This is a genomic window from Streptomyces sp. NPDC085932 (assembly GCF_044540525.1).
Classification (GTDB): Bacteria; Actinomycetota; Actinomycetes; order Streptomycetales; family Streptomycetaceae; genus Streptomyces; species Streptomyces levis.
In genome coordinates this window covers 1-18,672 of the sequence record NZ_JBITSJ010000014.1, presented here as the reverse complement: position 1 = coordinate 18,672, position 18,672 = coordinate 1, and the positions used below count along the sequence as shown (strand labels likewise).

General features: G+C 63.2%; 14 protein-coding genes. 9 read left to right on the top strand and 5 right to left on the bottom strand.

What is annotated here, in order from left to right:
- Positions 1–248 precede the first annotated feature (248 nt).
- From ACIGAQ_RS37705 to ACIGAQ_RS37680, 6 genes are all read left to right on the top strand, one after another.
- Positions 249–2,756 carry a LuxR C-terminal-related transcriptional regulator gene (locus tag ACIGAQ_RS37705; protein ID WP_399791382.1) on the top strand — a complete coding sequence of 836 codons (2,508 nt, stop codon included), beginning with the start codon at positions 249–251 and terminating at the stop codon, positions 2,754–2,756.
- A gap of 1,327 nt (positions 2,757–4,083) precedes the next feature.
- Positions 4,084–5,013, top strand: a complete 930-nt coding sequence (locus tag ACIGAQ_RS37700; RefSeq protein WP_399791379.1) for a carbohydrate ABC transporter permease — start codon at positions 4,084–4,086, stop codon at positions 5,011–5,013.
- Positions 5,010–5,891, top strand: coding sequence for a carbohydrate ABC transporter permease (locus ACIGAQ_RS37695; RefSeq protein WP_399791376.1), 882 nt, complete (start codon positions 5,010–5,012; stop codon positions 5,889–5,891). The genes ACIGAQ_RS37700 and ACIGAQ_RS37695 overlap by 4 nt, the downstream gene beginning before the upstream one ends.
- A 40-nt stretch (positions 5,892–5,931) precedes the next feature.
- Positions 5,932–7,245, top strand: coding sequence for an ABC transporter substrate-binding protein (locus tag ACIGAQ_RS37690; RefSeq protein ID WP_399791373.1), 1,314 nt, complete (start codon positions 5,932–5,934; stop codon positions 7,243–7,245).
- A gap of 100 nt (positions 7,246–7,345) precedes the next feature.
- Positions 7,346–8,197, top strand: coding sequence for an IclR family transcriptional regulator (locus ACIGAQ_RS37685; protein WP_399791371.1), 852 nt, complete (start codon positions 7,346–7,348; stop codon positions 8,195–8,197).
- Complete coding sequence (locus tag ACIGAQ_RS37680) at positions 8,194–9,075, top strand: SMP-30/gluconolactonase/LRE family protein (protein ID WP_399791367.1); 882 nt, start codon at positions 8,194–8,196, stop codon at positions 9,073–9,075. The genes ACIGAQ_RS37685 and ACIGAQ_RS37680 overlap by 4 nt, the downstream gene beginning before the upstream one ends.
- Positions 9,076–9,238: 163 nt before the next feature.
- Here the strand turns inward: ACIGAQ_RS37680 and ACIGAQ_RS37675 are convergent, their stop codons facing one another.
- Genes ACIGAQ_RS37675 through ACIGAQ_RS37665 form a run of 3 tightly spaced genes read right to left on the bottom strand, consistent with a single transcriptional unit; the run spans position 9,239 to position 12,055 of the window.
- Positions 9,239–9,973, bottom strand: coding sequence for an SDR family NAD(P)-dependent oxidoreductase (locus tag ACIGAQ_RS37675; protein WP_399791364.1), 735 nt, complete (start codon positions 9,971–9,973; stop codon positions 9,239–9,241).
- Positions 9,970–10,887, bottom strand: a complete 918-nt coding sequence (locus tag ACIGAQ_RS37670) for a dihydrodipicolinate synthase family protein (protein WP_399791361.1) — start codon at positions 10,885–10,887, stop codon at positions 9,970–9,972. The genes ACIGAQ_RS37675 and ACIGAQ_RS37670 overlap by 4 nt, the downstream gene beginning before the upstream one ends.
- A 1-nt stretch (position 10,888) precedes the next feature.
- Positions 10,889–12,055 (bottom strand): mandelate racemase/muconate lactonizing enzyme family protein, encoded by a 1,167-nt coding sequence (locus ACIGAQ_RS37665; protein WP_399791358.1) that lies wholly within the window; start codon positions 12,053–12,055, stop codon positions 10,889–10,891.
- Positions 12,056–12,158: 103 nt separating this feature from the next.
- On the opposite strand from ACIGAQ_RS37665, the gene ACIGAQ_RS37660 reads away from it, so the two are divergent.
- Both ACIGAQ_RS37660 and ACIGAQ_RS37655 read left to right on the top strand, forming a co-directional pair.
- Positions 12,159–12,833, top strand: coding sequence for a bifunctional 4-hydroxy-2-oxoglutarate aldolase/2-dehydro-3-deoxy-phosphogluconate aldolase (locus tag ACIGAQ_RS37660; RefSeq protein ID WP_399791355.1), 675 nt, complete (start codon positions 12,159–12,161; stop codon positions 12,831–12,833).
- Complete coding sequence (locus tag ACIGAQ_RS37655) at positions 12,830–13,765, top strand: sugar kinase (RefSeq protein WP_399791352.1); 936 nt, start codon at positions 12,830–12,832, stop codon at positions 13,763–13,765. Before ACIGAQ_RS37660 ends, ACIGAQ_RS37655 begins: the two co-directional genes overlap by 4 nt.
- A 35-nt stretch (positions 13,766–13,800) precedes the next feature.
- On the opposite strand, the gene ACIGAQ_RS37650 is transcribed toward ACIGAQ_RS37655, so the two are convergent.
- Positions 13,801–16,557 carry an AAA family ATPase gene (locus ACIGAQ_RS37650; protein WP_399791349.1) on the bottom strand — a complete coding sequence of 919 codons (2,757 nt, stop codon included), beginning with the start codon at positions 16,555–16,557 and terminating at the stop codon, positions 13,801–13,803.
- 368 nt (positions 16,558–16,925) lie between these two features.
- On the opposite strand from ACIGAQ_RS37650, the gene ACIGAQ_RS37645 reads away from it, so the two are divergent.
- The gene (locus ACIGAQ_RS37645; RefSeq protein ID WP_399791346.1) at positions 16,926–17,372 is read left to right on the top strand and encodes a MarR family winged helix-turn-helix transcriptional regulator; all 447 of its coding nucleotides are present in this window, start codon (positions 16,926–16,928) and stop codon (positions 17,370–17,372) included.
- A 222-nt stretch (positions 17,373–17,594) separates the two neighbouring features.
- On the opposite strand, the gene ACIGAQ_RS37640 is transcribed toward ACIGAQ_RS37645, so the two are convergent.
- A complete protein-coding gene (locus ACIGAQ_RS37640) occupies positions 17,595–18,236 on the bottom strand; it encodes a hypothetical protein (protein WP_399791343.1) in 642 nt (213 codons plus the stop codon).
- Positions 18,237–18,672 lie beyond the last annotated feature (436 nt).

Here is an 18,672-nt window from a genome sequence, read left to right as displayed (position 1 = left end):
GAAGGCGCACAACGGTACTTATAAAGCACCGCTGGTGAGCGGACTAGGGAGACTTCCTAGGACACACTGCGCTCTCACGCACCTAGTTTCATTCACTGGGAGGATCTGTGAGTGAAGCTCGACGTCAGGGCCGTGATGCCTGCCCGACTGCAACCACACCGTCTGCAGCCCTCACACCAGCTCGCATTCAGGCCTTCACAGCCGAAGGAGTCCTGAGCTCCAGGGCTCCGCTGCGCGTCACAGAGGTGGTGGCCACACTGGACGATCTGAGCGTGGTGCGTCTGAGCGACTGTTGCGCGGACCCTGCCTCGACTGCCTCGCTGACGACTGTCGGGCTGATGGCGCTGCGTCGGATGAGTACTGCACCGCGCTGCGCCGGCTCCTTCCTGGTGTGTGTCGACCAACCGGCAGACCAGGAAGGGGCTGTTGGGCAGGTTTTTCTTGCTGCTGGTGGCTGGTTGGGCGACGACCACCCCTATGTGGCCGCCGTGGCGCAAACCCCTTCGCAGTGGACGGACGACGTGTTCGGGCATGAAGGAACCATTGATTCCCCAACACATGCGGCTCAACTCCACGCTGTGGCGCAGGCGCTCCTGAGCGAATGGGTCCCGCAACGCCTCATCGAGAATGTCAGCTGTGACCCTGCGCTCATAGCGTCCATGGTGCACAAGATCAGGAGCCGTGCCTGGTCCCTGCCCGATCAGCTGACAGCACAGTTCACACCACCTCCCTACAGGGAGCAAGTGGCAGCGAGACTGGAAGCACTGTCTCCCTTGACGCGGCTGCTCACGCAAGCCGTGGCGGTCCATGGGCAGGAAGTGCCTGCAGCTGCACTGGGCGAGCTGCTGGAGGCCGGGCAGTCGGTCGCCGACCTGTTGGCTCCTGCCATAGAGACCAAGCTTGTGCGCTGGACCTGCGCCGGCACAGGCTTCTATCGCGTTGAGGAGATCATTCGTGGCGCCGTACTCCAATCGTTGGATGCCGCACGTCGTCGTCGCCTCCACAGGTGGGCGGCGCACTGCACGAGTGGACTGGCGTCTCTACTGCACGGCGCAGCGGCTATGGACCGTCTCGACGAGGTCGCCGCGCTCGACCTGGAAGTCTCAGCGCGAAGGAGCCTGCGTGCACGAGAACTCACCCTGGCCACCCAGTTGTTCCGCATGGCGGCCGACCTGTCGCCCAGCGCCGGGGGACGCGAACAGCGTGTACTGAGTGCGGCGTACACGGCGCTGAGCCTTCCGCACCCACCGGACGCCTACGTCCTGCGGGCAGCGGTGGATGGCGGCAACGGCCCTCTGGCCGCCATTCTCAGAACACGCATGGCGTTCACCGAGGGCAAGCCCAATGGTGATACGGAGCATCTGCTGAGCGCGCTGAAGGGGGTGCAGACCGACGGGCCTGCCTTGGACCATGACACCAGAGCGACATGTATCCGTTGGCTTGCCGAGGCCGCCTGGCTGATGGACGACCTGGCAGCGCTGGATCAGGCTGATGCGGTCATCCAGAACTGCCGCGAACCTGAGCATCACTGCGTCTACACCAAGCACCTGGTAACCGTCATGCGGGAGACGTGCCGGCACGGAGTACAGGCTGGGCTGGCTGCTTTGTCCTTCCTTCCGAAAGATCCCGTGGACGTACCGCCAGCGCTGTCGGCATGTCTGCACCTACGTGGGTGGTTGAGGCTTGAGAACTGTCAGCCCGAGGCCGCCGTGGCGGACACCCTCGAAGCCCTGCGTCTTGCTACACAGCCGGGCGCACAGCATTTCGCTCAGGAGGCAACGCTGGCCGTGCTGGCGCAGGCCTACCTTCTCTGCGGTGCTTGGGAAGACGCGGAGGCTTGCGCCGCGCTGGCCCATAAGATCGCCCGCCCTGTCTGGCGAGACTTGTGTCACAGCGTCCACCAGCTGGTGCTCAGCTCCCGGGGCTTAACGAGAAGGTCCCAAGTGACCAGGCCTCACCGTATGGCTGCGTATGCCGCATCTCCACTCACGCGAGTGATAGCAGCCCACGCCGACATCACGTTCGCCCTGGGCAATGAGCGCAGAAGGCGCCATATGACAGGCGATCCGAAAGACGCGGCGGCCGCTGAAGCGTACGCAATTTCGCGGCGCCTGCCGTGGCGGCTGCTCCACCTCCTCAGGGCCCGGTGCTGGGCTGGGTCGCAGTCCGGGGCCCGGCGACTTCTGTCCGCTCTGAGAGGCTCGCCTTCACCTGCCACGGGCTGGGCGAACGTCTTGTATCTGTGGGGGCAGGCTCTTGTGGCCCAGTTTGATGGCGACGAATCCGAGGCCGAAGCATTCTTCAAGCTGGCTGAATCTGCCGCAGAGCAACACGGGGAATCGAACCACTGGCACCAGGCCCTTCTCCACTGGGATCATGCACGCCTGGCAGCGCAGAGTGATAACTGGTCGGATGCCCTGACGCTGCTGCGCGCCGCTCAGCAGAAGTTCGAAAGAGTGGAAGCGTGGCAGATGGTTGAATCCTGTAATGCGGAACTGGTCAGGGCACAACTCAAGGGGGCCACACAGGGCGCAGCACACAGGCTCGGCGGCAACCTGACCAAGAGGGAAGTGGAAGTCGCGAGCCTGGTGGCGCGAGGCCTCACCAGTAAGGAGGTTGCGCGCAAGCTGTTTCTGTCATGCAGCGGAGTGACCTACCATCTGGGGAACATCTATACCAAACTCGGCCTGCAGAACAGATACGAGTTGCGCGCAATTTGGGATACCGCCATGCACGATGACGGTCAGAAATCCTGATGCATGGCCTGCGGTCGGGCGGTCTTCTCCGCCGCACCTCGACGAGGTCTCCGTGTCGGACGCCCACGACCACGTGAGTGGTGGAGCAGAGAACGCTCAACGCCGCCGGATGCCGTCGCCGATGGCCCGCTGTGAAGAAATGCCGATGCACGCAACACCGGCGCTGCGTGATCCTCCGCCCGGTGAGTGGCGTTGGAAGCCTCGGGGAAGCACATGGGCTCTCAGCCAATTGCGCAACCCGCCACGTGGGCCACGCGCAGGCCCGCCGACGCCTTGCCCACTGCACGTAACGACCTGGCGTGCTAGACCGTCCTCGTACGGAAGTCGTCTGCACGGTGGCGAACCTCGCAGACTGGTGACGTTGTCCCGTGGAGATCCGGTGCAGCGCGGTAGCGCCTGGCCATGTGCGGGATCACGCGAAGCGGTATACGGCTCCAGTCTCAAGGGGCGCCGCAACCCCCGCCGGTCTGCACGGCATGAAAGATTGCAGTGGACCGCCGGTTCGTACATCCGAGCACCGAACGGGGGCATGTCGGACCTGCCCCCAGGTCGATTGAGTTCGCCCCGGCAAGCTGATCCCCGTGCTGGGAACCAAGAGGTGCGCAGCCGTGATGCACCGCCGTCGGCACTCGGACAGTGATGTTTGCCGTCGGCCGTCCCGTCCCCAGCGCCCCCGTCAGGCAGACGCCTTGCCCCAGGGGTCACGTGTCCTCGGACTAGGGATGTTGCCTGGGGTAAGCCACGGCATGCGCTGCTGAGTATGCAGACCGAGAAGTCCCTGAGGAGGGTGCTTTGTCCGAAAGAACCCGCATACTCGCGCGACCTGCCGTCGTAGCAGTCTCTGCTCCTTTCACGACGCGACCAGCCGCCGACAACAACTGGAACCTCACAATGTGCGCCAGAGACGGAAGAGCTGGCGAGAGGGCTTGAGGGGGCAAGCCGTGCGGTGCTGCAGGGACCCCTCGCCCGGCCGAGGACGTGACGGTGCCCGGGCCGGCCGCCACGTGGCGGCTGCGCACCTCTGGATGTCGAACCCCGCGGCTTGGCGGTCGCAGTCTTTGCGAAGTGCCGGTCCGGTGACTGACAGTTCGACTCGGGTCACGACCTGGGGCCCTCATCCTCCCGTCCCTCGCCGCAGCAGGTACGCCCGGCCCTGGAGTTGTTGGCGTCAGATCCATGTCGGAGAACGGTCACCCACGCCATTGGCGCGCTGCGGACACGATCCCGTCACGCGTGGATCTCTAAGCTTACATGTGCAGTCCTCATCCATTTACTAGATGGGAGATCTGCGTTACGGTTCAGCGCTGTCACGGTTTGAGGAGACAACATGGCAGTCACTGCAAAGCAGTCATCCGTGCCGGCGCCTACCGCAGCCCGGTCCCGTCGTAGGTCCTCACTCGGAGCGCGTGACCGCACCTTCGGCTTTATGCTCGCGGTGCCGGCGGTGGCGCTCTTCCTGGTCGTGGCCGTCTACCCTCTGGTGGCCAGCATCGGGACAAGCCTTTACGATCAGTCCTTGATCAGGCCCGAGCGAAGGTTCGTAGGCCTGGGAAACTTTGTGGACGTGTGGCCGGTCTTCGTTGACAGGCTGGGAAACACTCTCGTCTTCTCCACTCTTGCGACCATATTCCCGCTGTTGATAGGTGTGGCGTTGGCCATCTTTCTCAACAGTCGCTTGCGTGGTCGAAACATCCTTCGTGGATTGCTCATGCTGCCTTGGCTGCTGCCCGGTGTCGTCGTGTCATTTCTCTGGGCTTGGATCTTCAATGACAGCTACGGAGTTATCAACCACATACTGACACAAGTCGGCCTGCCCTCAGTGGACTTCCTGGGTCGGCCGATGACAGCAATGCTTTCCGTGGTCATTGCCAAAACTTGGAACACCTTTCCATGGATCATGGTCGTGGTCCTCGCCGTGCTGCAAACCCTTCCGCGGGAGCAACTCGAAGCCGCTGCACTTGATGGAGCATCACGCATCCAGAGGTTCAGGCACGTATCTTTGCCCCACCTGATCGGCCCGGTCGCCCTGGTGACCATGCTGGAGTTCATTTACAACTTCGGCTCCTTCGACATGATCTTTGTCATGACCGGAGGAGGCCCTGGTACGTCAACCATGACGCTTGCCGTAAGCCTCTACCAGTACGCATTCACGGAGTTCTCGCTCGGCCGGGCCGCCGCAATGGGAGTTTTGTGGCTAGGAACTCTCTCCCTGGTTTGCGGCGCGTACTTCATGATCAACAGGAAGTTGGAGTCGTGACCATCAATCTCTGGCACCCTCAGCGCCAGTCCCGCCACGTCGGCGAGGGGATCACGCGCCCACCTCTCACGATTCCAGGAAAAATCGGCCTGAGCGTGCTCACGCTTTTCGGGCTGCTGCCCATTTATTGGCTGGTGGCCACGGCATTCATGGATCGTGAGGACGTCTTCGCTTCGGATCGGAAGCTTTTCCCCGTACAACCCACGCTGGAAAACTTTCAGTCCTTTTTCGATGACTCAACGCTCCTGGACAACCTCGGCAACTCCATCGTCGTCTCGGCGGGGACCGCGGTCGTATCGGTACTCCTGTCCGGCCTGATGGCCTACTCGCTGTCCAAGTTCCGCTACCGAGGCCGCAATGCGTTCATGGTCATGTTCTTGATCGGACAGTTGCTGCCTGGAGCCCTGCTGCTCGTCACGCTGTACCTCATGTTCAGTGCCAGTGGGCTGCTCCACACTTATCTGGCCGTCATTCTGGCGTTCACGACGTTCACACTTCCGCTGACCGTCTTCCTGCTGAAGGGCATCATCGACGGGCTCCCGGACGAACTGATCGAGGCGGCCAAGGTCGACGGACTGTCCAACCTGACGACCCTTTTTCGAATTATCTTTCCTCTCATCGTTCCGGGGCTCGTCACCGCCGCGATGTTCGCCTTCATGCGCGGCTGGAGCGACTTGCTCTTCGCTCTTACTCTCGCCGGCCCCGACAAGCAAACGTTGCCGGTTGGGATGACGACAGCCTTCATACACGAGGGCGCTGCGGACTGGCCTGCCCTCATGGCATCGTCCGTCATCACTTCACTGCCCCTCGCAGTGATTTTCATCGCGCTTCAGCGCTACTTCGTCTCCGGCCTGGCTGCCGGAGCGGTGAAGGGCTAAAGACCCCTTTCGCTGTGCACTCCGACTCACAGGAGCCAAAGTGACTCATACACCCGTCCCCGACCAGAACGTATCCAGAAGGTCCCTGCTCGCGGGCTTCGGAGCCCTCGGCATTCTCGGCGCCCTCGGGGCCGTCTCCTGCACGACCACCACGCCTGGCAAAGACTCGTCCACGGATGGAAAGTCGCAGGTCGACTCGATCAACTTCTACGGCAACTCGCTGGGTGACGAGGCGCAGAAGGAGGCTTGGCAGGCAATCGTCAAGGGCTGGGAGGCGAAGTCAGGCAGCAAGATCAAGCCTGTCATCTATCCCTATGACCAGGCCGCTACTCAGTTGACGCTGGCTGCGAAGTCGAGTGATTTCATCGGCGTCGGACAGGGCGGACCCTGGGAAGTCCTGCTCCCGACCGGCAGGCTGGCTGACCTTTCCGACCTGGCTGCCGGTATGAGCCTTCCCGAGAAGATCATCGACTCGCTTCGGGTCGACGGCAAGCTCTACTGTCTTCCCTACACCGCGTCGGGCATCGGCATGGTGTGCGACGGACGTGTAGCTGACGATGTCGGCATCAAGAACGGCATGACCGTGGAGGAATTCGCGACTGCCCTGGAGAAGATCAAGCGACAGGACTCCAAGCTGATCCCGTACGCGGCGGTGACCAAGAACCCCGATCTGAAGGATGCCGCTCACTGGATGTGGGGCTGGGGGAGCGAGGTCGTCACCAAGGATCTGCGCTGCACCATTGGTGACGCGCCAAGTGTTGCCGCGATCAAGTGGTACAAGGAACTGCAGGAAGCCGGACTGACCAAGGCCGGCGTGGCACGAACCGACGCTCGCATCCTGTTCGCTCGCGGGCAGGCTGTCATCTACGACGACGCTCCGCTCGCGCGCACGTTTCTGCGAACCAATGGTGGCAGCGCCGAACTCGCCGCTGCTCTCCGGCCGCTGCAGCGGCCCAAGGCAGAGGGCAACGCGTCCTACAACCGCTTCTGGGGTACGGGCCTCTTCTGCAGTGCGGGCGAGGGAGAGAAGACCAGCAAGGACTTCATCTCCTACGTTCTCACGGACACGGACGCGGCCACCGAGTTGTACAAGCAGAACGCCCTGGCTCCGGCCGACGCGCGTGTCGCCACCCGGGTGCCGGGACTGGACAAGGACGCGTTCCAGAACGGATTCCGCACAGCTGTCGCAGATCACTCACGAGCCCCCGTGTGGGAGAGCCTCCCCAGCAAGTCCCAGATTGACACCGCGATCGGCGAAGGCGTCGCCTCGATCCTCGCCGGCCAGACCGGCGTTCAGAGTGGGCTCAATGCCCTCAGGAAGAAGCTGGAGGACGTCCTCGAGCAGGACCGCTGAGCGAGAGTCACTGCCGTTAGCGGTCCCAACCGAGGATGCGTTAACGTCTGCCAGAATCTGCAAGCATCTTGCGCAAAGTGGATAGAATATCGTGACCGCTATGGTCACAGTCGAATGGAGGATCATGGCAGCCGAATCCGGCGCTGGCACACAGGCGGTCGCGCGCGCCTTGTCCCTGCTTGTCTGTTTCTCTGACGAGCACAATGAGCTGAGGGTCTCCGAGCTCTCTGCCCGGACAGGGCTGGGACAATCCACGGTGTCACGGATGATCTCGTCACTGGAGCGTCTGGGCTTCGTCGCACAGGATGCTCGCACGGGACTCTACCGACTGGGCCCACAGCTGGTGACGCTGGGTTCGGCTGCTCTCAACAGCTCGTTCCTCTTCCGCGCTGCTCGTCAGGTCGCACAGAACCTGGCACATGCCACTGGTCTCGGTGTCAACCTTGCCGAGTTCAGCGACAGGCAGCTCTTCTACTTGTGCAACTTTGAAGGGGCCAAGTCGCCGAAGTCGTTCACCATGGCAGGGCGGACGGCCCCGCTGCATGCCACGGGGATGGGAAAGGCGATCTTGGCTGAGCAGAGCAAGGAGTATGTCGACATCTACTACGACGAAGGCCTTGCCAACTCTTACACGCCTCATACGATCACGCGGTCTTCTGAGATGCACAAGGCTCTGGAGGAGGTGCGCAATCGCGGCTATGCAACAGAGATCGAGGAGCTGGCTTTCGGCCGGGCCTGTGTCGCGGCCCCGATCCGCGGGCGGAGCGGCGAGGCTGTGGCGGCCTTGTCCGTGAGCGGGCCCCTCTCCGAGCTTGAACCTCCGGCGCGCCAGCAGGAGCTGTCCCTGATGGTGATCGAGGCGGCCGACGAACTGTCCGTCGCACTGGGCTTCACGATGACCCGGGCGCCGCAGCCACGTATGCCGTTGTCGGTACGCGGGCCGGCGGATTGAGCCCTCACCTTATCCGCACGCCGCTTCCCCGGGCCGTTCTGGGCGAGTCTCCTCGTTTTGATGCAGAGTCGCGGACTGTGAGCTGGGTGGATCTCGCGGCAGGCCGCCTCTGGCTCGCTCCCGTACATCCGCATGGCTCCTTGGACCACTGGGTGTCGTGTGCGGATCCTGTGACGGAGGTTCCCGGCCCGCTCAGCTGTGCTGTACGCGCTCAAGGTGGAACCTGGCTGCTTGTGACGGGTGGCTCAGTCCTCCGCTGGCAGCCGGGCGAGGCCGCCTCCGTCCTGGCCGAACTGGAGGCCTTCCCCGAGCATGCGCAACTGAACGACGGAGCGGTCGATGCAGCCGGGCGCTTCTGGATCGGGTCGATGTGCGCCCGGCGCCCTCTGCAGCCCCGGGGCCGACTGCATGTGCTGGACGGCGACGGTCAGCACATGCGTACCAGTACGGTGCTCGATGGTCTGCTGGCGGCCAATGGCATCGGCTGGAGCCCTGATGGCACGACGGCCTACGTCGTGGACAGTGGCCGCCGGGTCATTCGCCGTCTGCGCCCTGGCGTGGAGGACATGCTGGAGGACGCGGGCCCTCCGCTTGCTGTTCCGGTTGGGGTGCCCGACGGCTTGGCCGTCGACTCCGAGGGCTGTCTGTGGGTAGCCCTCTGGGATGGCTGGTGCGTCGTCCGGTTGAGCCCCGAGGGAGACGAACTGACGCGTATCCCTCTGCCCTGCTCCCGGCCGACTGCCTGCACCCTGATCGGCTCTCGGCTCCTCATCACCACAGCAACCGTCACTGGCGAGGCCGGGTCCGGTTGGATCTACGCAGCGGAAGTGGAGGTCCAGGGCGGGCCTGCTGCTCAGCGAGCGTGTGTGCCCGGCTGACGGTGCAGCGCTTCGGCCCAAGGAGGTCCAAAATGTGATGCTCATGCTCGCGCCGAGCGTGGGACACGTAACGCTTCTGACGCACCCATTCCGTGGGGGGCGGAGCCGTGTGCAGACATCCTGGATGCCCCCCGGGCCCAGGATGTCTGCCACAACAGTGTGATCAGACTTCTTGTTGCGGGGGCCCGAACAACTTCCGACGCAGGTCAGGCCGGAGAAACGCGGCGGGTGAAGCGATGGAGAGACCACCGTCGACGGGAAGTACCACCCCCGTGACGAAGTCCGCGCCGGCAAGGTACATAACCGCCTCGGCGACGTCAGAGGAACGGCCCACCCTGCCCAGGGGATAACCTTCGGTGACCATGGGCAACTCATGGTTACCGATCATTCCCGGGGCGACGGCATTGACGCGAATGCCGCGTGGTCCATAGTCCAGGGCCAACTGTCGTACCAGCCCTTCGACGCCGGCCTTGGCTGCCGAGTATCCAGGAAGCCAGGGCGCGGCAAGAGAGGCGTTGACAGAGGTCACGGCGATGATGCAGCCGCCGCGGGGGAGCACCGGCAACGATGCTCGCGCCGGGAAGAAGGCGGTGTGGAGCGTGTTCGTGATCGCCATATGCCAGTCGTCGGCAGTAGCCGCATGTGCTGCTGCCGGTGCCATGGTGGCAGCGGCGAGGATCAAAACGTCGAGACCCCCAAGGACCTCGACCGCATCCGCGACCGCCCGATCGGCTCCTTCAGGAGTGCTGACGTCCAGAGCAAGGTTGTGGGCGGTGGCCGGACCGGCGTCGCGGTTGAGTGAGACGCTCACGACTCTGTCGCCCGCCTGAGTGAAGGTTTCGGCTAGAGCATGACCGATAGGGGAGGAGCCACCGATCAGCAGGACACCACGGCTCATGCCGAAACCTTCCGCCACGTGGGCAACCGAAGGTCGTCCAAAATCTCGGCCAGGGCTCTGGCTGTCACGAGGTCAAGGTCCTGAGCAGGAAGCCGCACGGTGCCCGATGCGATGATCCCTCGTTGGCGCAGTACCTCCTTGTGTACCGCCCATGCTTGTCCAGGACGCATACCTATGTGAATGAGCGGCAGAAGCCGGCCGAACGTCTCCCGCGCATCTGCTCGCTTGCCCGCGGCCAGCTCGTCGAGTACCGAGCGCAGCAGGTCGGCAAACTCACATGCCGGCATGGTGCCGACACTCCCACTGTCGTACTCCTCGATGAGTGAAGCAGCGTTCAGCCCGCCCAGTACGGCGATGCTTTCGTGTGCCGCCTCGACCACTGCTGCGATCTTGATAGGGGTGGGGGGTGCTTCCACCTTGACCGATGTGATGGTGGGAATGCGCGACAGCGTGGCAATGGTGGCGCCGTCAATGGCGACGCCGGTGACGCCCGGGGCGTCCTGGACCATCACCGTGGCTTCGGCAGCCGTTGCGACTTCGGCAAAGAAGTCGGTGACCTGCTGCCGGTTCGGCTTGGCAAGAAAAGGGGGGAGGACCATCAAGTGGTCCGCCCCGCCCGCCACAGCGAGACGGGCTTGTTCCATCGCGACTACCGTGCTCGTGCCGTTGACGCCTGCCACGAGCGGAAGCTCGTCTCCCGCCACATCCCGGACCTCGCGGAGGATGGCAGAACGCTCCTCCGCGGTCAGCGCGAACCCCTCGCTCGCCATGCCGAAGACTGCGAGACCATCGACTCCGCAGGCCAACTGGAACTCCACCAGGGACCGAAGTGAGGAGATGTCGAGCTCACCTGACGCGGTGAAGGGTGTGGCGAGGATGGGGACGAGCCCGGTGGGTGCGTTGCCTCGTACCACGTCAGTTCTCCTTGGCAAGCTTGAGGACCGCTTCCCGGTCGATCTCGATACCCAGTCCTGGTCCTGCAGGGAGTGAAAAGCCAGTTGGTCCCCCGTCGAGCGGGGTCCGGAGGATTCGTTGAGAGAAGGGCAGGGTGGTGGGCTGAAACTCGAAGAAGGGGCAGTTCGCCATCGCTGCAGAGACGTGCAGTCCCGCGGCCAGCGCGACCCCAAGCCCCACGGAGTGATGGCAGGCCACCTGCACGTGGTGGGTGTCGGCGAGCGCAGCGATGATCATCGCTTCGGTGATGCCGGTCCGGGCGACATCAGGCTGGGCCAGTCCCAGAGCGCGACGTGACAGCCAGTCACGGAACTCATAACGGTTGCGCATGGCCTCACCAACCGCCACCGGAGTGGTCAGGCGGGAGGCCAGAGCACGATGCCCCTCGGTGTCCTCGGGCGCCATCGGTGCTTCGAAGAACAGAGCCCGGCGACGGTCGAGAGCCTGCCCGAGCTCAAGTGCCTCCGACAAGCTGTACACCCAGTGGGCGTCGACCGCGATGCGCAGGCCAGGAGCCGCGGCGGCGATGGCGTCGTACGTGGCGAGATCGGCCTCGATGCCCTTTCCCGCAGCGATCTTGACCGCATGTGCCCCTTGCTCCTGCCATTTCGCAGCGAGGCGCGCGCGTCCTTCATCGGTCGGCTCGGGCAGACCGGAAACGTACACCGGGATGTCGTGGCGGTACGCCCCACCGACCATCTGTGCCACCGAGGCGTTACACGCCTTGCCGGCCACATCCCACAGCGCGATGTCGAGAGCGGCCAAGGCGTCGGCCTGGTGGCCGACCAGATGTCCACGTTCACGCATGAGATCGCGCATGCCGTCCCAAAGGGGCCGTACCGCACGAGGGTCTCTGCCGAGCAGCCATGGTCCGAGCATGCGATCGATGATTGCGGCGACGACTTCAGGGGCCACGGGCGCCAGGGCCTCCCCCCACCCTTCGATTCCGTCGTCGGTCATGACCGACACGAGGACGGTTTCCATGGCGGGGGAGTAGAGGCTGCGCCAGGGGTCCCGTACGAAGTAACCGGCGCCGTTGCTCTGCTGCGCCACGTCTGCCTGCTTCCCGAGATACGGCGCTTCGGTGGGCTGCTTGAGGATGTGAGTCGTCACTTGCGTGATCCGCACGTCGCCTCCTTGAGGTAGATGATCCGCATTATGGCTTGGATGTTGCGTAGTTTGAAAGTAGCATCCATAAAATCTCTGCCGTCTACAACGCCCTGGGGATGCCGTGAACCTTCTGGCAGAACTGACAACCCGAAGAGTGTTCGCCATCCTTCGGGCCGACGGTCCCGAACGCACCCTGGAGTGCATCCGCACTCTCGTGAACGCAGGCATCACAGCGCTTGAGGTGTCCCTCACGACACCAGGTGCCGTCGAGGCCATTGAACGAGCCCGGGCGGAGTTGCCTGCATCCACTGTGATCGGCGCAGGGACCGTGCGCACGGCGGCTCAGGCCGAGGCGGCAGCGGCAGCGGGAGCCGCGTTCATCGTGACTCCTGGCCTCACACCCGGTGCTCGCCATTCCATCGAACTGGGTGTCCCCCTGATCTGCGGGGCGCTCACACCGACCGAGGTGATCACAGCCCTTGATCTCGGTGCGTCGGCGGTGAAGATCTTTCCGGCTGGCTCCTACGGGCCCAGCTATCTGCGCCATGTGCTCGCCCCCTTGCCGGATGCGCCTCTCATGGCAGTCGGGGGAGTCGACACCGTCACCGCTCCGGCATATCTCGCCGCGGGAGCGCGTGCAGTGGGAGTCGGATCTCCGCTGCTCGGCTCCGCTGCCATCGGCGGTGCCCAGTCCGGCCTGGCGCAACGCGCAACTGCGCTGCTCGCGGCGATCGAGGAGCTTCGCCGCTGCGGGACCACTGCCGGCGAGCGGGCACATGTGGAGGAAGGCCGATGACCGAGGTGCTCACCTTGGGCGAGTCCATGGTGGCGGTGCGGACGGATGCATCGCTGAGGCTCGGCGGGACCGCGCATCTGTCAATCGCCGGTTCGGAGAGCAACGTCGCCATTGGCCTAGCCAGGCTGGGGCATGACGTCGCCTGGATGGGCGCCGTGGGCGATGACGAGCCCGGGCAGCTCGTCCGCAGGACGCTACGCGCCGAAGGAGTCGACACCCGCTTCATTCGCACAGCACCGGAGTCGTTCACCGGCTTCATCGCATTCGATCAGCCGACCCATGACATCACCCGTGTCAGTTACCACCGCCGGGGCGCTGCCGGCTCGACACTGACCGCCGACGAGTCCGTAGCAGCGGTGACGGCCGCATCGCCCACTCTGCTTCACCTCACCGGCATCACCCCCGCCCTGTCCGGCACCGCGCGTGATGCCGTGCTCAAAGCAGCCCGGACAGCCCACATGAGAGGCACTCCGGTCAGCCTGGATGTGAACTACCGTGCGCGGCTGTGGCCAAGAAGTGAGGCCGCAACCACCCTCCGCGAGCTGCTCCCGTTCGTCCACACTGTCTTCGCATCGCGGGATGAGCTCGACCTCCTCACCGAGGCCTCCCCTCCCGCCGCGGCACTACTGGCACACGGGGTGACGGAGATTGTCGTTACGGCAGGGGCCGAGGGCGCATGGCTTCACACGGCTGATGACAAGCTGCATCAACCGGCTCTTCCCGTCGGTGTGGTCAATAGCGTCGGCGCGGGGGACGCCTTCGTCGCCGGATACCTGTCAGCCGTACTCGATGATCAGCAGTACGATGCGCGCCTCGCTCGGGCCGCCGTGGCCGGAGCCTTCTGCGTCGGTGCTCACGGAGACTGGGAAGCCCTTCCCACCAGGGCGGATCTCGAACTCTTCGCCCACGGCCAGGGCACGGCGCTTCGGTGAACATGTCCGGCGTTGGTACACCGGCCAGTGATTGGTCAGCGGGCTTCCCCCGCACCAGGATGACGGCGCATGTAGTCCCGCAACTGGCGGCGGCCCGAAATGCCGAGCTTGAGGTATGTCTTACCCAGGTGGTACTCGACGGTTTTCGTGCTTACGTACAGGTGCGCGGCGATCTCCTTGTTCGTGAGGCCACGACTGATCAGCTGGGCGATGTCCCACTCGCGATCAGTGAGACGACTCCCGCATGAGTCCCCGTGTTCCGCTCGGCCTGGCATGGAGCCCAGCGCCGTGAGAGCTCTGAAGCAGCGTTCGGCAAACGGTCGGGCTCCGATCGCCTCGAATCGCTCAGCGGCTTGCCTCAGCGAGGCCGCCGCGTGGACACGCCTTCCCATGCGCTTGAGCAGCGAACCGTTGGCCTCTGCCAGTAGCGCGCGGAACAGTGGGGGGTCCTGCGGACTGTCCTCCTCAAGCGCTTGCTTGTACGTCTGACGCGCAAGGGCGAAGTCGCCCCTCGTTTCAGCGGATCGACCCGATAGCCTAGCCCTGGCAGCCCTCAGGTAGGGCATTGTGCCTTCCAGCGCGGTCAGCACAGTCAGATGGTGCTCTGCCTCGTCGTAGTGGCCCGTCTCCAGCAGGGCCTCGACGAGAAAGGGTAGCCACCAGGACTGGTAGGCCAGGACCCATCCTGTCACGGTCTGATTCAGCAGGGGTGCGATGGCTGTCAGCATCGCCGGATAGTCTTCCCGGGCTTGAGCCAAGAAGGCCGCAGCGGTTGCTGAGTAGACGATGTACTGCTCTGGCCCGTATTGAGAAGTGATTCTGTCCAGGTCGGTGATCAGGCTGTGTGCTCGCTCGAATTCTCCTCGGCCGACAGCTACCAAAGCCGCCGCAATGCGGGATGGCGCGAACGACCATGTTCTCTTCATTGCCTCTGCTTCCAGGATCGCTCGCTCCGCGTTGATCCCGGCGTCCTCCCATTTGCCGAGGAAGAACTGCGCGGCAGACATGGTGTAGTACGAGACATCGTCTACCCGGGCGATTGAGTTGCTGGGGGACAGTTGCAGAGCGCTCTCGGCATCGGTGATGGATTTCTCGAAATCTCCGCTCATGAGGCGCCACAGTCCGCGATGGGCAAGAAGAAAATCATGTCCCGCCGACGTCGGCGCGATACCCAGCGGGATGTCGGCTGACTGCTCCAGCTGATCCAAACCTGCTTGAGGTCCATGCAAGTACACATGACCGGCGCACCGGAAATACGTGGCGAAGGTTTTGAGCGTGACATCCGTAGGATGGCCGATACGGTCGGCTGTCTCTATGAGCTCCGAACCACGACCCCACCAGGCATGAAGCCGGCCGAGACCAAGATGGGCCGCGACCGTGGCATCGTCGGATTCTGGCTGACGGAAGTCCAAAGCCTCCGACAGAAGAGACTGGGCAACCTCCGATTCGCCGTGAACTGCCGCTTGAGCGCCGAGCACTGCGCTACGCAAACCACACGCGGCACAGGCACGTACAGCGGACAGCAAACGCTCAGCACCTGCAAAGTCCAGCCGGAGCTGAAGTCCGACTGCTGCGGACAGCAAGCGCTTCTCCCGCATATGGCGACTCTCGGAGAGATCTGCAGCCCACAGAAGCAGCGTGGCAGCGCGCCCGCCATTGGCAGAGAACTGCCTGAGCGCTTCTTGCTCCAACTCGGCGGCCAGTCCGGCATCGGCGGTGTCAGTGGCGGCGACTCGATGGCGCCAGGAGGCGTCGCGGTCTACCAAGGGCACCGCTGCCGCGTGCAGCCGGCGGCGATCCTCGGGTGACATGGCTGAGTAGATCGCATCCCGATGGAGAGCATGGCTCACTGCTATCAGGGTGGAGGGCACCTCTGGCCACCATCGCAACAAGCCTGCCGTCAAAGCCGGTTCGAGCGCCGCGGTGACTTCGTCGAGGCCGGCCAGTTGCCCCACGAGGGCAAGAGGCTGCTGTGAATCGAGTATTGCCGACGCCTCAACCAGGCGTCGGGACCGCGATGGGAGGTGGTCCAGCTTCTGACGGACTGCAGCTGTCAATGAGGGCGGAGTGGCGAGGAGGTCGTCGATGCGATCAGTTGCTTGGTGACTGTGATGAGAAAGCAGGATCAACACGCACAGAGGGTTGCCCGCCGTGTACGCATGCAGTCTGCGTATGTCGTGCCACTCGAGTGACATTTCATGATACCGAGCGAGCTCGGCAACCTCTCGTTCGCTGAGACCGGACAGAGCGAGACGCCGTACGTTCGGATAGTCGCGCATGAGTCGGCAGAGATACTCGCTGACCGGTTCCTCTTCCCGAGCCGAGAAGACCATGAGTAGCGATCCTGTGTGCAATCGACGAAGTGCGTATCCAAGAGCCTGAAGGGAGGCGAGATCAGCCCATTGGATATCATCAACCACAATGATCAGCAGGTCGGAAATCTGGAGCACTTCCAGCAGTTGAAGGAATGCGGCGCCGATGCGAGCAGGTATCCCGCGCTCCAAGTTTGCGACCAGCTCGGGAAACTGTGCGCGGATATCTATCGGAAGTTGGGAGATGAACTGTCCCATCATTCCGAATGGATGGTCCCTTTCGGCCTGATCGCAGGCTGCTCGCAGTACCGTGGACCGCTTCAGTTCGGGACAGGAAAGCCAATGCCGGATCAGGGTCGTCTTGCCTGTGCCGGCGGCCCCCCGGAGCTCCACCAAGGACGATTGGCCGTCCCGGGCCTGCGCTGTCGCGATCCCAAGCGCAGCCAATTCGTCATGTCGACCAACAAAAGGACGGCTCATTGCATCTTTCTCAGTTGATCAACGCCCCCGCCACCTTCGACGGGGGTCCGTGAAGGTTACTAGATCTAGCAGCATGTTGCCCTCTAGGCAACATGTTGTCAATCTGGAGTGACTGCATCAGGCGATCTCGCCATGCATTCTGTGAAGAATATCTTGTACAAGAAGATGCAGCGATGAGGCCAAGCCCGAGCAACGACACCCGTCAGATTCGCGAGAACGAGGTTCAGTCCATACACGCGCTTGACGTCGCTGATCGAGCGACGCTGGCACTCGTGGCGCTGCCTTCCGGGCCGCACCGAGCGTCGCTGAGCTGGTGCACTTGTCAATTGATTGACAGTAAGGTGTTGTCTTGTCAAAGTGGAGGTACTATGAGTGATGAGATGGCTCTGCTCGTGGCTGACGTATACGAGGCTGCAGGGGCCCTCCGCAGGCAGGGCGAACACACTGCGCAGGCAGAAGGGCTCACACAGGCCCGCTGGCAGGTGCTGAGCGTCGTCTCAGCCAAAGCCCTGAGTGTGCCGCAGGCCGCTCGCCGCCTTGGGGTCAGTCGTCAGAATGTACAGCGCGTGGCAAATGACCTTGCCAGTATGGGGATGGCCACTTTCCTGCCCAATCCTGACCACCGCAGCTCACCACTGCTCGCACTGACGCCAAAGGGGCATGAGGCTCTCCAAAGGGTCACAGAACGAGCCACTGCCGTACATGCAAAGCTGTTCGCTGCGTTCAGAGAGGAGGAGGTCAAGGAAGCGCGCACGTTGCTGCGTAAACTCCTTACAGCTATGGACGATGCCGAGGGGACGCGGAGCCCACGCTGAGCTTTATCTCCACACTAGCAGAGAAGTAAAGTGTAGATTCTTCGGCGTCCAAGAGATGCCCAGCGAGCGGACCAGAATCCGTACCGCGCGGGCTGCTCCCGCGCATATCTGGCATCGATAACGGGCCAGGACTGCCTGGCCCTCTCGGCATAAAAGCGGCAGCGATTCAGCGTCGGAGCCGATGAGACTGGTTTGGCCACTGTGATGATGTTGCGTGAATGATCACAGATAAAACTGCCAGCCGGAGCCGATGTAGAGCCCATGACCCTGCAGTGTGATGCGGTGACCGAGAGATTGGGATGCCCCCACCCCCTCAGGGACTGCTACGTCCTGATGGAGCATGCTTCCAGGATGGATAACAATCTCCCCTGGGAGATAGGGGTGATATTCCCCTGGGGCAGTGGAGGCTCCCTCCGCCCATGTGCGCAATCCTCCTCCGATGGCGGGAAGCGCAATGGGAAGGGTGAACGTGCACGTGCGGGAGCTGTCATCAGGAAGTTCCAGCCAAGGAAGGAACCGATGCTGATCGTCGCGGTGAACAGCGCTATTGGCCGACTCCTCACCCTCTTCCGCGAGAACGATATCGAATCCCGGCTTGGCAAGGCCGGTGGCATACATAACTGACCCTCCGAGTTCCTCGCTCAGGACAAACTGAAGGTGATCATAAAAGGGGCCGAAGTGGAGCTCGAGCAACCTGTTTCGGTCCCTACTGGCTCTCACATAGTGCTGGGCTCCTTGTCTCCCTTCGGCGAATGCGGCAGCTCCCAGCTTATATCGACCCCTCTCTGAGGGGATGCGGTCCCAGTAATTTCGAAGGCTTATGACGATTTCGGCCAGCTCCTCACATTCTTCAGTATTGAGCATGGGGATCCTTGAGAGGAGTTTCAAAGTCAGTCACCATTTGCAGCTGTGCCGAAGATATCTGTGCACCGAAGGGCGGAGGTGCACATGGAATTATCTCTTCAGGCACAGTCCCCGTACCTAGGCAAAATTCCTAGGTCTCGCCCTTAGCGCCGCCCTCTGATGCCGGTCGCTGCCCGTCGGTCCAGTTGATGGCGGTGCGCCGCCGTCGGATGGGGATGGCGCATCCCGAGTCAGTGAGCGAGCACCGGTGACCGGCTGCGACACAGCGGTCAGTGGCTGTGGGTGGCGCCGGCTTGGCGGCTCACCGCCTGCCGGTACCGGCGGTTCTGGCGCAAGCGCTGGGCAAAAAGAGTCGGGCCCAGGCGACGGATCAACTACATCTCGTCGACGCCCTTAAAGCAGGTTGCTACTTTGTGTGAAGAATAGGTCACTCTTT

What these genes read in the sequence shown, in the direction of transcription:
- ACIGAQ_RS37700 (WP_399791379.1), top strand. Translation starts at nt 4,084, where the DNA reads ATGGCAGTCACTGCAAAGCAGTCATCCGTGCCGGCGCCTACCGCAGCC.
- ACIGAQ_RS37685 (WP_399791371.1), top strand. Translation starts at nt 7,346, where the DNA reads ATGGTCACAGTCGAATGGAGGATCATGGCAGCCGAATCCGGCGCTGGC.
- ACIGAQ_RS37675 (WP_399791364.1), bottom strand. Translation starts at nt 9,973, where the DNA reads ATGAGCCGTGGTGTCCTGCTGATCGGTGGCTCCTCCCCTATCGGTCAT.
- ACIGAQ_RS37655 (WP_399791352.1), top strand. Translation starts at nt 12,830, where the DNA reads ATGACCGAGGTGCTCACCTTGGGCGAGTCCATGGTGGCGGTGCGGACG.
- ACIGAQ_RS37650 (WP_399791349.1), bottom strand. Translation starts at nt 16,557, where the DNA reads ATGAGCCGTCCTTTTGTTGGTCGACATGACGAATTGGCTGCGCTTGGG.
- ACIGAQ_RS37645 (WP_399791346.1), top strand. Translation starts at nt 16,926, where the DNA reads ATGAGTGATGAGATGGCTCTGCTCGTGGCTGACGTATACGAGGCTGCA.
- ACIGAQ_RS37640 (WP_399791343.1), bottom strand. Translation starts at nt 18,236, where the DNA reads ATGCTCAATACTGAAGAATGTGAGGAGCTGGCCGAAATCGTCATAAGC.